Source organism: Rummeliibacillus sp. TYF005 (genome assembly GCF_003844195.1).
In the GTDB taxonomy this organism is placed as follows: Bacteria; Bacillota; Bacilli; order Bacillales_A; family Planococcaceae; genus Rummeliibacillus.
In genome coordinates this window covers 1-15,136 of record NZ_ML122556.1, presented here as the reverse complement: position 1 = coordinate 15,136, position 15,136 = coordinate 1, and the positions used below count along the sequence as shown (strand labels likewise).

The following is a 15,136-nucleotide window of genomic DNA, read 5'->3' as shown; positions in this document are numbered from 1 at the left end:
AGAGATGTTTTTAATTAGTTGATTCTGTTAGTTTCTTATTATAGAGGTCAAAAATTGGTCAGGTAAGTATATAAAATGAATTTATTTATGGAGAATATGAATGAAGAAATGGCTATCAACATTCTCAAATGGAAATACGAAGAGCCCTATGATTTTTACAATAATGAAATAACATATGAATCGAAGCAAGAATTACTTGACCATTCATACTACGCAATTGTAAATGAATTTAAAGAACTAATTGGTTTTTTCTGCATCGGGAAGAATGCACAAGTACCAATTGGTATTCAATTTGGTGCTTATATAGATGATTTTGTTGATATGGGTCTTGGTATGAATCCTAATCTTGTGGGCAAAGGTAATGGTTTTGAATTTTGCTCATTCATAATTAATTTTATTAAAGAAACTTATAAAAGTACGCCAATAAGATTAACTGTGGCCAAATTCAATTTAAGAGCTATCCATCTATATGAAAAGCTTGGTTTTGTTTTGGAAGATGAATTCAGCACCGATCTTATAGAATTTATTACTATGGTTAAAAAGGAAACTTATTAAAACCTCATATTCTATATATAGGTAATAAAAAGAGATGGCGAATTTATCGACGTCTCTTTTTTATGTGTTAGGTGCTAGCTTACTAGTATTTAGCTAAATTCGGCATCTCATTTCTCGGGAAATAATTAAGACGCAGGATAATTATTATGTTATGTTATCTTTTCTATTTAAGGTAAAACACCTCTAATAGTATTTCTCATATTAGCTCAATAATATTATTTTAACTTTAAGATGTTTTATATCTGTCTTTTGACAAATACTACTTTTAAAATAACTTAAAATATCCTTACATTCTATTAATATTAGCTTAATGATGATTATTTATAGTTAAACTATACCAATTAAAGGAGGCAATACCATTGAAATCTTATTTATCAAAGAAACTTATTTCTATTGCTGCAATTTCCACACTTGCTTTAAGCAGCCTTACTATTTCAGCTTCGGATGTTGATGCAAAGACTACTACAAAGAAAAATGAAGTGAAAAACGTCATTTTCTTAATCGGGGATGGTATGGGGAATTCATACACTTCTGCTTACCGTTATTTAAAAAATAGTTCAAGTAATCAGTATGTAAACCAGACATCATTCGACAAATATTTAGTTGGACAACAAATGACATACCCTGAAGACCCAGAAGAAAATGTGACAGATTCAGCTTCCGCAGCAACTGCTATGTCAGCAGGTGTTAAAACATACAATAATGCCATTGCAGTTGATAATAATAAAGAGAATGTAAAAACTGTCTTAGAATCTGCTAAAGAAATGGGAAAAGCAACTGGTTTAGTTGCAACATCTGAAATTACACATGCAACACCTGCTGCTTTCGGTGCTCATGATGAGACTCGAAAAAATATGAATGGTATTGCAGATGATTATTTTGATGAATTGGTAAATGGAAAACATAAAATTGATGTGCTTCTTGGTGGTGGTAAATCTAATTTCGTCCGTCAAGACCGTGATCTTACAAAAGAATTTAAATCAGCAGGTTATAACTATGTAACTTCAAAATCAGAATTACAAAAAAATAACAATTCAAAATTACTTGGATTATTTGCTGATGGTGGGTTAGACAAATTGATTGACCGCAATGCTGCTACCCCATCACTTGCTGACATGACAAATGCAGCTCTTAAACAACTAAGTAAGGATAAAGACGGTTTCTTCTTAATGATCGAAGGAAGCCAAATCGATTGGGCTGGTCATGACAACGACATTGTTGCTGCTATGAGTGAAATGAAAGATTTTGAAAAAGCATTTGAAGCTGCTATTGCCTATGCTAAAAAAGACAAAAATACTCTCGTAGTTGCTACAGCTGACCATTCAACAGGTGGTTTCTCATTAGCTGCAAAAGATGATTATAACTGGTTCCCAGAAGCGATTAAAGCTGCTAAAAAAACACCAGATTATATGGCTCAACAAATAGCTGCAGGTGCTGATGTAGAAGAAACATTAAAAAAATACAGCGGACTAACTTTAACTGCTGACGAGATCAAATCGGTGAAAGATGTAACTTCAGGTAAAGCGACTGATATTGATAATGCCATTGAAAAAATATACGATAAACGTTCTAATACCGGTTGGACAACAGGTGGTCATACAGGCGAAGATGTAAATGTTTATGCTTTTGGACCTGATGCTTCTAAATTTGCAGGACAAATCGACAATACCGATCAAGCTAAAATTATCTTCAATATCATTGAAAAAAACAAAAAGAAAAAGACTAAAATAAAAGATCAATCATAATTATGAGGCAAATTTCATTTTCTTAAAATTACTCAAACAACATGATCTGGTCGTCCCTTTCAGTGGCGTCCAGATTTTTTCAAGCAAGGAGGAACAATATTGAATAAGTCTATTACTACCCTACTACTTAGTGGTTGTATACTAACTTTACTATCAGGTTGCTCAATACAATCTTCTACTTCAAATAGCTCTCATGCAGAAGCTGCCAGTAATACAGATTATCATAAAAATTATCAAGCAAATCCTCAAGTAACAGATGATCGAACATTATTAAATGTAGGAGATGAAATTACTGACAAACTCGGTTATGCAAAACTAAAAAAAGCAAATTTAAAGCAAAAGAGTTTTGAAATTGGTGATATCACCTTAACAATTCGGGATGTGAAACAAGTTTATCTTGAACCTACTTATTCAATGATTGATTATTTTCACGTTTTAACTCATGAGCCTACGTTTGATGTCGTCAAATCATTTGTTGAAATTACTAACAACAGTGATAAGACCGTTCATTTCTCCCCTGTTGCTTTACTAACTTCAAATACAGGGCAAAAATGGACATGGGAACAAGATATTTATCTAGATGACTTATCCGGTACAATAGAACCGAGTCAAACAAAAAGAGGAAATATTGGTTATATCCTTGATGAAGCTCATACTTCACCGACAAAATATGTCCTACAAACGAGTGATGTCTTTGACGAAAAAGAAAATAAAATTGCAGATGGCAAAAAAATAACCCTAACATTGCCAGAGTAAAATAGTAATCCCTTCTTTGTCTTCTAATAGAAGGGTTTTTTCTTTTATTTGGCAAAGAAACTTTTTATCTTAACATTCGTCTTAAAAAACATGGTAAACTATTATAGAATTGAAATAACCATAGATATGGGTTTTTTCATATATACTAAAAGGATTTGAACATAATTTATCCTTTTATAGGCAGCATTATTCAGCTATATTCTTCGCTTCTCTCGTTCTTGCGATAGAATCATAGTGCCTGTTTGGGAAAAAATATTAGAAAGGGAGGAAGGTTTCAAAGATTTCATTTTAAACCGTTTACCGATGAAAAAAGCTTTGTTACTTACACTATTTACTACAATATTATTTGCTACATCTGTTTTTATCATCATTCAACAATTATCTCAATCGGTTTCAGAGCCATCAAAAAAATACATAGAAGATCAAAGTGTGGAAAGCTTTATCGGCTCCATTGGTGAAAATGCGCGTGAGATTGCAGATAAACACGATTTGTATGCTTCTGTAATGATTGCTCAAGCTGTATTAGAAAGCAATGGTGGTACAAGTGATCTAAGCACCCCACCAAATAATAACCTTTTTGGCATCAAAGGTTCATATAAAAAACAATCTGTTACTTTCCAGACATCTGAGGACAACGGTAGTGGGCAAATGCATCAAATATATGCAAAATTTAGAAAGTACCCTAGTTACAAGGCATCTTTGGAAGATTACGCTGAATTACTTCATAATGGAGTGTCTTGGAACAAAAATTATTATAAAAAGACATTTAAAAGCAAAACCAGATCATATAAAGAGGCTACAAAATATTTAACTGGCACATACGCGACTGATACAAATTATCACCAAAAACTAAATTCAATCATAAAACAATACCATTTAACAGAATATGACCAACCAAAAAAGGAAAAGAAACAAGTAGTCGTAAAAAGTGGGGAAACATTAAATTCTCTTTCTCATAAATACGGTGTTTCTGTTACATCCATCAAACAATGGAATCGATTAGATAACAATGCAGTTGAAAATGGTCAAAAGCTTTTAATCTATCAATAATAAAAAGAGAGGCTTTCCATAATTAAAGAGATTATGGAAAGCCTCTTTTTTCTATAAAAATATCCACTTTAAAGGTATTGGGGCTGTGGTGGTCGAATACCACTACCCTCGTCGCAAAAAGTGTGCCTCTAAAATTACTGTTCAGGCACGTCGTTTTGTTTAGTTAGCCGACTAAATAATGCTGAAGAACAGGGAAAAAAGTATCTGATAAAACAATACTAATAAGAGCTGCTACAATCATTGCAAGACTTGAATAAGTTCCTTCTAATTCCCCTATTTCAAAAGCCTTAGATGTACCACAGCCATGAGCACCCATTCCCAATAACAAACCTTTTGCTGCGGATGTTCGTATTCGAATATATTTTATGACAAGCGGTCCAATAATACTCCCAGTTAACCCAGTAACAATAACAAATACAGCTGTCATAGTAGGCTCGCCCCCTATGATTTCTGAAATATCCATTGCAATAGGTGTTGTAATTGAACGCGGAACTAAACTATTGACCATATCATTTGATAAACCAATCCACATTGCAAACAAAAAAGATGAAATGATGGCAACGGCACTACCTGTAACTAAGCTCAATCCAATTGCTTTTGCATGCTTCTTTAATAGTGGAAAGTTCTTATAAATAGGAACAGCGAATGCAACTGTAGCTGGTCCTAGAAGTTTAGATAACCAAGTCGCTCCTGAATTATAATCACTATATGAGGTATGAGTGATTAACAATATTGCAATAATAATTAGCGGACAAATTAATAATGGTGATAAGATAATCCAATTCATCTTTTTATAAACTTTCTTGCTTAATAAAAAGATAATAATAGTACCTATAAAGCTTATAAGACCAATTAAACTCATGCTTTTTTCGCACCCTTCTTTTGGACAGAATCTGCAACTAATCCTGTACAAGCCATCACGACGATTGTGCTTAACACAATTACAGCTACAAGCTTAACGCCAATAACACCCAGAATCTGGTCGTACTGCACAACACCTACTGCTGAAGGTACAAAGAATAGTAGTAATTCGCCAGTCAATAATCCCGCACCAAGATCTACCCATTCAAGCTTCACAATATGTAACTGTAATGCAGTGAACAATAAGACCAAACCAATAATACTTCCAGGGATAGGCAAATGAACCAATCTTGCAATCCCATCACCTAAAAGCAAAATACCGTATAGAAAAATAATTTGAAGAATTATTTTGATTATTTTCATATACATATAAATCACACCTTTTTAAATTGTATTGAAAAAACCGTCTTAAACAATCTAGACGGTTATAAACAGAAACTACCTTATAATGGTTCGTCTTGCTTATCGATCTATTCAATACAATTACTTTACTCTATTGTTTAACATTCGTAAAATACATATTTTTTATATTTTGTATTCCTAAACGGAATAGTTTGGTGCGATATATTGGATAAAACTTTTCGTTGCATGGGATAAATATCGATCCTTTTTAACGATAAGAACAATCTCCCACGGTATAGACGGATTGACAATTGGTATTGCCTTAACAGCATTAGGATTAACTTTTTCAGCTATTGCTTTAGGGAACATGGCAATCCCGAGGTTATGCTCAACCATTTGACTGATAAAGTCCCATTGCGAACTTTCATATGCAATGTGAGGTGTAAATCCAGCATTTTCACACTCTTGTAATATGCGATCATGTAATGTGAAATCTTGGCTGAACAATAACATAGACTCATTTTTAAGATCTTGCATCGTAACTGTCTCTTGTTTTGCTAAGGGGTTGGATTGATTGACAATTAGCATTAATTGCTGTGATGTATACGGAATGACATGGAATTCTTCTGTATCAGCCGGTAACATAACAAACCCCATATCTAAATCGCCTGCCCCTACTAAATCTTTAATCACATTTGCTCCTCTCTCATCTATTTCAATAGTTATTCCAGGATACTTTTCTTGGAATCCTTTAATCATTTGCGGAAAAAAGAGAATACCTATTAAAGGAGGCATACCTATTTTTATTTTCCCCTTTTTTAATTGTGTTACATCTTCTAATACAACATCTAATTCATCTACTAAATTTAATATTTTCATCGCATGTTCATAGACCACTTCACCTACATCTGTTAATTCACTTTTTCGTGGTGAACGGTGAAATAGTGTAACATCCATTTGTTGTTCTAAAGATTTAACCACTTTACTCAATGTTGGTTGAGTGATATGTAAAATATCGGCTGCCTTTGAAAAGCTCTTATTTTTGGCAACAGTAACAAAATATTTTAATTCTCTAATTTCCATCTTCAATACACCTTTCAATTGATATTGAAACAACAATAAATTATCTATTTTAAGAATTGGGTTCGTAATAATTATAGCCATAACTACCTTGAATAATTTGATTATTGTATAAAAATTTCATAATTTCTATCATGACTGAGACTAGTTTTATTTTCTGAGATAGAGATAGTTTTCATATCAGTTTATTAAAATTTATAAATTTTCTTTCCAATAACAATATTTTCTTCTTTATGTTAAAATATACTCAATCATTAAATTTGGAGGGGGTTTTATATTGAAGTATGAGAAAATAGCCGATCATTTATATAGTATTGATACAAATGATCTAGGATTAAAAAACCGCACAACTTCTTATATAATAGTTGATGACAAAATTGCATTAATCGAAACATCAGCAAGCCCATCAATCCCTTATATTTTGAACGCTTTAGAAGAATTACATATCAAGCCAAGTGATATCGATTATTTAATCTTGACGCATATCCATTTAGATCACGCAGGCGGTGCTGGTGTAATGATGAAATACTGTCCAAACGCAACCGTGTTAGTTCATCCAAAAGGAGTCCTTCATTTAGTTGATCCTAGTCGTCTAATTGCCAGCGCAAGGTCCGTTTACGGAGAAAATTTCGATGCAATTTTCGGTGAAATTTTACCAATTCAAGAAAAACAACTTTATGCCATAGGAGATAGAGAAATTATAAGATTAGGATCCTCTACTCTCACTTTCTACTACACAAAGGGACACGCAAATCACCATATTTCAATACATGAATCATTAACAAATGGAATGTTTGTTGGAGATACAACAGGCGTTTACTACCCTGATATGACCGAAGAAGAATTCGATGTTATTCTACCTTCTACATCACCAAATCAATTTGATCCTAATTTGATGGAAGATTCGATTCAACTTTTTGAAAAGATTAAACCTAATGTACTTTATTTCGGTCATTACGGATCGTACACTCATCCACAATTTGCTTATGCAGAAGTTCGACGTTACTTACCTATTTTCATGGATGCGGGACGTCAAACCATGAAAGAAGAAACTGATTTTACAAAACAAGTTCAACGGACAGAGGAAATATTAACAAACTCTATTTTTGCAGAATTACAGGCAAAAGGTCTTTCTAAAGATCATCCTGTTTTTAAAATAATCCCATTAGATTTGGCAGTAAGTGCAATGGGGATTATAGATTATTTAAGTAAATCTTTAAACAAACCAACCTAATCAGCAACAAGCCATTGGATATTCAACGGCTGTTGTATTCTCAGAGATTTTTTGTTACTTTATATATCTTTTTCTAGTTTCGCTTTCTGCAATACTGTACGAATAAAGGGCTCTTTGTTTTTTGTATATGTATGTCTGTCAAACGCATATTCAGATGCCAAATTTGTCTTTAATAACGCATATTCTTCCGCAAATTCGGGATGATTTCTTAAGTAGTTTCTAAATAATATTTTTTCTCTCCATTCCGAACTGTCATATTCACAAATATGCAAATGACAAGTACCTTGTCCCCATTGACCTTTTCTAAAAAATTTTCTATCTTTGAATTCTATTTTTGGGACATATTCATAACCGATATCTTGAAGTGGTTGAACTAGCGAAGAAACTTGTTCCAAATGATGTATACCTACCATTATGTCTATAATGGGCTTTGCTTTTAATCCTATAATAGCTGTGCTTCCTATATGCTCTATATGTAATATTTGATCACCTATTGCATTTATGATACTTGTTTTTTCATATTCAAATTTTTTCAACCAATTTGGGTTATAGTCTACAAGAGTAACTGTCGTATGTTTCATTTTTCCACTCCTTGGTCTAATATATTTTAAAAGGAGAAACTAATGAGAAAAATCTTAAATAATCGATATTTAGAATTCACCTTAATTTTACTAGTTACATGCTCAGTTAGCATCTATACATATATTAACGGCAAGTTATATTTTTATATTAATGGTTTAAGGCACTATGCCGTTTATCCATTAATAATATTCACGATATATGTAATAATTTTATTGGTCAACACGAACTATTTAATAAGAAAAATACAATATTGGAGTTTAATATTCTTAACAATTGGATGTTTACTTATCTATAATTATGAAAAACCAAAATATACTTACGAAGATGCACTTGATATAGTAAAAGAGAAAGAAAAGCTTAATCATACTCTTATATTACAGCCAGAATTATATACAAAAAGAGATAATGATTATTATCAAATTTATAAAATATTAGGACAATCCAAAGGCATAAACAAATATTTTTCTTTCGACCCATATTCAGGGCAAGTTCATGAACTTGATTAGTGTGTTTTATATCACTATTTTCATTTCCTAATTGAATGATATAAAAGAAGCTATCCATTTCGATAGCTTCTTAAGTACAAATCAATTATTCTACTATGGTATTTTATAATACTGGAAGGAGTTTTTCGATAATAATACTATTAACTGCATTCATATAAGCAAGTGCACTTGCTTTGATGACATCTGTATCAGTAGCTTTTGCTATATATTTTTCTCCATTATATTCAACTTGTAGTTTTACTTTTCCTAGTGCTTCTTTACCTCTTGATACACTAGAAATTTTGTATTCAAGAAGTTTAATATCCATATCAATGATTTCTTTCATCGCTGAATACAATGCATCGATTGGTCCTGTTCCTACAGTACTTGCACTAAATACTTCGTTACCCTTTTTAACTTTAATGCTTGCAGATGGGAAAGTAGTGTTACTAATAACTTGCAAATCAACTAGTTCGTAGAAATCCCCACTATGACTTTCAATTTTTTCAGCCATTTGGTGACGTACAAAATATTTTTCTACAAGGATATATAAATCATGGTTATATACCTCTTTTTTAGCATCTGCAAGATTTAAAAAGTCAGCGAAAATTTCTTCAAATTGTTCATCTGTTAAAGTTCCAACTGAAAGTTTTTCTAGTGCATTTTTTACTGCATGTCGACCAGAACGAGCTGTTAAAACAAGCTCCATATCATCTAAACCTACTTCAGTTGGGTGAATAATTTCGTAAGCATCTCGTGATTTTAGAAGACCATCTTGGTGAATACCTGAAGAGTGGGCAAATGCATTTTCACCTGTGATTGCTTTGTTAACTTGAACATCTAATCCCATTAAGCTACTGACGAGTTTTGATGTTGTGATTATTTCTTTTGTATTTACTCTTGTTGCAACATCGCCAAAATAATTACCACGTGTATGTAATGCCATGACCACTTCTTCAAGGGAAGCATTTCCTGCACGTTCACCAATACCGTTAATCGTACATTCCACTTTATCTGCCCCGTTTTTAATAGCTGCAAGTGTATTTGCTGTTGCCATGCCAAGGTCGTTATGACAGTGAACACTTAGTAATACTTTATCATTTAAGTTTTTAATACGATCATTAAGTTTATAGACCATTTCTCCAAATTCTTCTGGAACTGCATAACCAACCGTATCAGGTACATTTATCATTGTAGCTCCTGCCTTAATGACGGCTTCAATTGTTTTCCATAGATATTCAAAATCTGAACGAGATGCATCTTCTGTAGAATATTGAACTTGAGGTAGTAAGCTTTTTGCATATTTTACTGCTTCAACACCAATATCTAGGATTTGATCTTTTGATTTACCAAATTTCTTTTCAACATGAATATCAGATGTTCCGAGTACCATATGAATCATTGGATTTTCAGCATGTTTAACGCTATGATATACCGCATCGATGTCAGCTTTAACGGCACGTGCAAGAGCTGTAATCATAATGTCGTCCGTGTTACCTACTTTTTGTGCTACTTCTTTCACTGCATTGAAATCTCCCGTAGATGATGCTGGGAAACCCGCTTCAATAATATCTACTTGTAATTTTTTTAGTTGCTTTGCCACTTCAAGTTTTTCATAAATATTCAATTTTGCACCCGGTACTTGTTCACCATCACGTAAAGTCGTATCAAAAACCCAAATTTTTCTTGTCATATTTACCACTCCTCTTTTAGTAGTATGGCGTTGTCATTAGTGAATTGTTTCGATTAAACAATTTTAACAAAGCCAAAAAACAAAAAATCTCATCTCTATAGAAACTAACTATAGAGACGAGATTAACTCGCGGTACCACTCTAATTGAACAATTTAAAATTGCCCCACTCATTCGATAGCGATCACTATCTATCCTAATAACGGTAGGAATCCGAACTCCATTACTATTATAGGTTCACGGAGTAGCTCATGGACGAGTTCAAAAGTATATAACGACCGATTCACACCACCCATCGGCTCTCTTTGCGCTTATAACACTTTTTACTATTTCCAATCTTGGCTTTAATTTATTTGATTGATTGGATTGTAACGCAGAATGTTAGATGCTGTCAACAGAATTTTTAGAAAATTTTATGATTTCAGAACTAATAGTGGTCTTTCATTTCTCCAAATACATTCGACAGGCATTTCAAAAAACTCGCTTAAATTTTCACTCGTAAGCATCTCATTTGTTTTTCCTTTAGCAAATACTTCGCCTTTTTTTAACAACAATGTATGCTGAAATTCCGGTAATATTTCTTCAACATGATGTGTCACGTAAATAATTGTTGGACCGTCTTTTAACTTGGCAATCTCTCCAATTGTTTTAAGTAAGGATTCTCTAGCTATAAAGTCAAAACCCGTAGCAGGTTCATCTAAAATTAATAACTCTGGTTCGCCCATAAGTGCACGCCCTAACAAAACCCGTTGTTTCTCACCTTGTGATAATGTTTTATAATCTCGATCTGCGTACTCGATTGCACCTAGTTGTCGTAACAATTTAATCGCTTTCTCCCTAATTTCTGGTGTAGGCTTTTCGTACAATCCGATTGAAGCATAAGCACCGCTTAAAATAATTTCAAATGCACTATCTAAGGGATTTAATTTTGCTTGGAATCCTGCTGATACAATACCTATTTTACGTCTTAGGTGTTCCCCTAGAACTGATTTACCAAAAATTTTCCCAACAACTTCAACTTGACCACTAGTTGGAAAATAATAGGCACATAGCATATTTAATAATGCAGTCTTTCCTGCTCCATTTAAACCATATAACACCCAATGTTCGCCCTTATTAATCTTCCAATCTATATGATGTAATATCCATGCATCATCTTTTTTAAGTGAGACATCTTGTAAATGAAGTACCATCTTAAACAACTTCTTTCTCTCTAATATACTTTTTAATATATTGATATATTAATATTTATCTAAAGCTAGTTTTATACCGAACCCTACTAACACCGTTCCAGTAACACCCTCAATTGCCATTTGGGTTTGAGGCTTCATCATAAAGCTACGAATAGTATTAAGCAAAAGAATATAAAATACAAACCATATTGCTGTAAGAACAACATATGTTAGCCCCATCCAGATGAATGGTAAAAATGAATGATTATTCGAGTCAACGAATTGAGGTAAAAAGGTTAGAAAGAACACAGCAACTTTTGGATTTAGTAGATTCGTTAAAAAGCCTTGCTTAAAACATGCATGATCATCACTTTCTACATCTTCTTCATGTTCTATCAAACTCTCTTCCTTTTTCTTTCGGATTGAAATAAATGATTTAATCCCTAGGTAAATTAAATAGGCTCCTCCCACATATTTAAAAATAGAAAATAGAAAGGCTGACTTAGCAATAATAGCTGACAATCCCACAACTGCTGCAAATGTATGAATGAGTAACGCACAACAGGTTCCAAATATCGTTTTGAGTCCACCTATTTTTCCCTTTATTAAAGTATTTTTAGTTGCAATAGCTGTATCAGGACCTGGTAATAGAATAAGTAAAATGCACATTGTAACAAACAACCAATATTGATGCATCTTATTCACCTCTTTCTTTGAATAGCTAAATTTTATCAGAAAATTGAGAATAACGCATTGCGATTATTCTAATATATATTCATAAAAAAGCTAAAAACTATATTGATATATTTACTTTTGAAATCTCATAAAAGTTAGATTAAATTCATCTCATATTGAGATTGACACTTATCTAAAAATATTCATATAATTCGGAATATACAAAATATATTTTTCTACTATTTTGGTTTTTAAGATTGTATTCATCTCATGTGCAAAGGGGATTTGATAGATGTATACACTCTAAAAATATATAGATATAAGGGGGATTTTATATGAAAAAAGTGTTATTAGCTTTTGTTTTGATTCTATCCGTAATTTTATCAGCCTGTGGAGGAACCGACAGTGGAAATGGTAGTTCTGATGGCGGTACATCTACAATTGAAAAGATTAAGAAAAACAAAAAAATTGTTATTGGAACAGCCCCTGGATATGCACCATTTGAAATGACTGACTTGAAAGGAAATTACGTTGGTTACGATATCGATACTGCAAAAGCAATTGGTAAAGCTCTTGATGTAAAAGTTGAATTTAAAGAGTATTCCTTCGATGGTTTAATCGCTGCTCTACAAGTTGGTGAAATTGACATGATTATTTCCGGGATGACAATAACTGGTCCTCGAGCTTTATCTGTTAGCTTCGCAAATCCGTACTTTAAAACGAAACAAGTAGCACTTGTGCCAAGTACAGATACAACTACTAAAGTATGGACTGACTTAGACAAAAAAGGAAATAAGATTGCTACTGTCGTAGGAACTACAGGTCAATTAATTACAAAAAATACATTTAAAAACGCGGAAATCAAAGATTACAAAGAAATGGCTGCAGCAGCATTAGCTATGATTTCTGGACAAATTGATGGTGTAGTCTATGATGAATCTTCAGTTCGTGTTTGGAATAAACAAAATGGTAAATCTAGAGTAATCGACAATCAAATTTCTGCTGAAAATTTAGGAATTGCTGTAAAACATAATGATTTAAAAACTGTACAATGGTTGAATTCATTCTTATATAGCTATATTGACGGACCAGATGAATTAAAATCCAGAAGTTACTGGTTTGAAAGTGATGAGTGGTACGACAATATTAACAATAAAGTAGAAGCCGAATAACGAGTTTGGAAGAAAGTATTGTATATACCGTACTTACTTTCTTCCTTTAATTTTTTATTGTTTAAAAGGGGGCAAACTTTATGATTTATCAACCAGACTGGAGCATCATTACAAATAATTTAGGAATTTTTTGGGAAGGTTTACTGTTAACCCTTCGAATATCAGCACTCTCTTTACTTTTAGCAATCCCAATCGGCATCATTGTTGGGATTGGACGTATATCTAAAAATCATTTTATAAAATTTCTAGCTTCTGCATATGTAGAAATTATTAGAGGTATCCCATTAATTGTTATACTAATTTGGGTATATTTTGTAATGGGTCAATTTTTAAAATTAGGATCTTTTTGGGGTTCTATTGTTTCTTTAGCTATTTTCTCAGGTGCATTTATTGCAGAAATTGTTAGAGGAGGTATTCAATCTATTCCAAAAGGTCAAATGGAAGCTGCCAGGTCCTCAGGAATGACTAATTTTCAAGCCATGAAACTGATTATACTCCCACAAGCAATTCGAAAAACTCTACCACCAATGGCATCACAATTTATACTATTAATAAAAGATTCTTCTCTCGTATCCACAATTTCAGCAGTAGATTTGACATTAAAAGCTACTAACTTAGCTGCTGTATCTTACCGTTATATTGAAATCTGGTCATTTGTAGCTGTCGTATATTTTGCAGTGACATTTACATTATCATTGATCATTAGACAATTTGAGAAAAAACTATTAAAAAATGAGTTTTAGAGAGGTGAATCTATGATGATAAAGATCAAAAATGTATCAAAAAGTTTTGGAAAAAGTAAAGTATTAGAAGATATAAACCTAAGCGTAAAAAAATCGAACGTAGTTGCGCTGATTGGCCCAAGTGGCGCTGGAAAATCCACTCTTATTCGTACAATCAACGCACTAGAAGAGATCGATCAAGGTGAAATTATTGTTGAGGATGTTTCGATACATCAAAAAGGAACTGACATTAATAAGGCGCGAACACATATTGGGTTTGTTTTTCAAAGTTTTAACCTTTACCCCTTTTTAACTGCTATAGAAAATGTAACTATTGCACCGATAAAAGTGAAAGGCATTGAAAAAGAAAAAGCAATTGCAAAAGGAAAAGAACTTCTAACATCTCTTGGGCTAGAAGATAAGTTCGATGTCTACCCATCCCGATTATCCGGTGGACAACAACAAAGGGTAGCTATTGCCAGAGCACTTGCAATGGAACCTCATGTAATGCTTTTTGATGAACCTACTTCAGCACTTGACCCAGAGATGGTTCAAGAAGTTTTAGATGCTATTCGAAAATTAGCTGATGACGGGATGACTATGGTCGTAGTAACTCATGAAATGGGGTTCGCCAAAGAGATTTGTGATCAAATTGTTTTTATGGCTGAGGGTAAAATTGTCGAGGTTGCTCCACCGGAGGAGTTTTTTTCTGCACCTAAATCTGATCGTGCAAAAACATTTTTATCAAAAGTTTTAAACCACTAATCCATTCTAAACAAAAAAGAGCACCCATGAGTGCTCTTTTTTATCCAACTAATTCATGTTTAACTACTTCATAAGCCTGACAAATAGACTCCATCATTTCTTCAGATTCATGTTTTAGTAAATTTTTTGCAATAAGATAAAGGTCCGCATCATCGTGATCGGCTAGGTTCATGAGAATTTCTCCTTCAATCTTACTTACGTAAAATTCTATTTCTCTATTCATTTTCTCTTCTCCTCGTATATTAGTAG

Annotated in this window: 16 protein-coding genes and 1 other annotated feature; of the genes, 8 read left to right on the top strand and 8 right to left on the bottom strand. The window is 32.9% G+C overall.

Going from position 1 to position 15,136, the window contains the following annotated elements:
* Positions 1-75 precede the first annotated feature (75 nt).
* The 4 genes from CW357_RS09435 to CW357_RS09420 all read left to right on the top strand — a co-directional run bounded on the left by CW357_RS09435 (position 76) and on the right by CW357_RS09420 (position 4,106).
* Positions 76-555 (top strand): GNAT family N-acetyltransferase, encoded by a 480-nt coding sequence (locus CW357_RS09435; protein WP_124217891.1) that lies wholly within the window; start codon positions 76-78, stop codon positions 553-555.
* Positions 556-914: 359 nt separating this feature from the next.
* Positions 915-2,300, top strand: coding sequence for an alkaline phosphatase (locus CW357_RS09430; RefSeq protein WP_158582378.1), 1,386 nt, complete (start codon positions 915-917; stop codon positions 2,298-2,300).
* Positions 2,301-2,399: 99 nt separating this feature from the next.
* Positions 2,400-3,056, top strand: a complete 657-nt coding sequence (locus CW357_RS09425; RefSeq protein WP_124217890.1) for a hypothetical protein — start codon at positions 2,400-2,402, stop codon at positions 3,054-3,056.
* A 234-nt stretch (positions 3,057-3,290) separates the two neighbouring features.
* Positions 3,291-4,106, top strand: a complete 816-nt coding sequence (locus CW357_RS09420; protein ID WP_233548107.1) for a glucosaminidase domain-containing protein — start codon at positions 3,291-3,293, stop codon at positions 4,104-4,106.
* Between the two features lie 163 nt (positions 4,107-4,269).
* On the opposite strand, the gene CW357_RS09415 is transcribed toward CW357_RS09420, so the two are convergent.
* The 3 genes from CW357_RS09415 to CW357_RS09405 all read right to left on the bottom strand — a co-directional run bounded on the left by CW357_RS09415 (position 4,270) and on the right by CW357_RS09405 (position 6,392).
* The gene (locus tag CW357_RS09415) at positions 4,270-4,968 is read right to left on the bottom strand and encodes an LrgB family protein (RefSeq protein ID WP_119416470.1); all 699 of its coding nucleotides are present in this window, start codon (positions 4,966-4,968) and stop codon (positions 4,270-4,272) included.
* A complete protein-coding gene (locus tag CW357_RS09410; protein ID WP_371683998.1) occupies positions 4,965-5,336 on the bottom strand; it encodes a CidA/LrgA family protein in 372 nt (123 codons plus the stop codon). The genes CW357_RS09415 and CW357_RS09410 overlap by 4 nt, the downstream gene beginning before the upstream one ends.
* Positions 5,337-5,507: 171 nt before the next feature.
* The gene (locus CW357_RS09405; RefSeq protein ID WP_124217889.1) at positions 5,508-6,392 is read right to left on the bottom strand and encodes a LysR family transcriptional regulator; all 885 of its coding nucleotides are present in this window, start codon (positions 6,390-6,392) and stop codon (positions 5,508-5,510) included.
* Positions 6,393-6,666: 274 nt separating this feature from the next.
* On the opposite strand from CW357_RS09405, the gene CW357_RS09400 reads away from it, so the two are divergent.
* The gene (locus CW357_RS09400) at positions 6,667-7,623 is read left to right on the top strand and encodes an MBL fold metallo-hydrolase (RefSeq protein WP_371683996.1); all 957 of its coding nucleotides are present in this window, start codon (positions 6,667-6,669) and stop codon (positions 7,621-7,623) included.
* Between the two features lie 59 nt (positions 7,624-7,682).
* Here CW357_RS09400 and CW357_RS09395 read toward each other — a convergent pair whose 3' ends face one another.
* The 4 genes from CW357_RS09395 to CW357_RS09380 form a co-directional block, all read right to left on the bottom strand.
* Positions 7,683-8,204 carry a GrpB family protein gene (locus CW357_RS09395; RefSeq protein ID WP_124217887.1) on the bottom strand — a complete coding sequence of 174 codons (522 nt, stop codon included), beginning with the start codon at positions 8,202-8,204 and terminating at the stop codon, positions 7,683-7,685.
* Between the two features lie 610 nt (positions 8,205-8,814).
* Positions 8,815-10,383, bottom strand: coding sequence for a 2-isopropylmalate synthase (locus CW357_RS09390; RefSeq protein ID WP_119416475.1), 1,569 nt, complete (start codon positions 10,381-10,383; stop codon positions 8,815-8,817).
* Positions 10,384-10,492: 109 nt separating this feature from the next.
* Positions 10,493-10,730, bottom strand: a binding site (T-box leader).
* A 64-nt stretch (positions 10,731-10,794) separates the two neighbouring features.
* The gene (locus CW357_RS09385; protein WP_119416476.1) at positions 10,795-11,574 is read right to left on the bottom strand and encodes an ABC transporter ATP-binding protein; all 780 of its coding nucleotides are present in this window, start codon (positions 11,572-11,574) and stop codon (positions 10,795-10,797) included.
* Between the two features lie 48 nt (positions 11,575-11,622).
* Entirely contained in the window at positions 11,623-12,249 is a 627-nt protein-coding gene (locus CW357_RS09380) for a LysE family translocator (protein WP_124217886.1), read from the bottom strand.
* Between the two features lie 314 nt (positions 12,250-12,563).
* Between CW357_RS09380 and CW357_RS09375 the strand changes: the two genes are divergently transcribed.
* From CW357_RS09375 to CW357_RS09365, 3 genes are all read left to right on the top strand, one after another.
* Positions 12,564-13,400, top strand: coding sequence for a transporter substrate-binding domain-containing protein (locus CW357_RS09375; RefSeq protein ID WP_124217885.1), 837 nt, complete (start codon positions 12,564-12,566; stop codon positions 13,398-13,400).
* Between the two features lie 80 nt (positions 13,401-13,480).
* Positions 13,481-14,143, top strand: a complete 663-nt coding sequence (locus tag CW357_RS09370) for an amino acid ABC transporter permease (protein WP_124217884.1) — start codon at positions 13,481-13,483, stop codon at positions 14,141-14,143.
* A 15-nt stretch (positions 14,144-14,158) separates the two neighbouring features.
* On the top strand, positions 14,159-14,887 hold the full coding sequence (locus CW357_RS09365; protein ID WP_124217883.1) for an amino acid ABC transporter ATP-binding protein: 729 nt from the start codon (positions 14,159-14,161) through the stop codon (positions 14,885-14,887).
* Between the two features lie 40 nt (positions 14,888-14,927).
* Here the strand turns inward: CW357_RS09365 and CW357_RS09360 are convergent.
* On the bottom strand, positions 14,928-15,136 hold a 209-nt coding region (locus CW357_RS09360), incomplete at its 5' end, for a hypothetical protein (protein WP_241155068.1).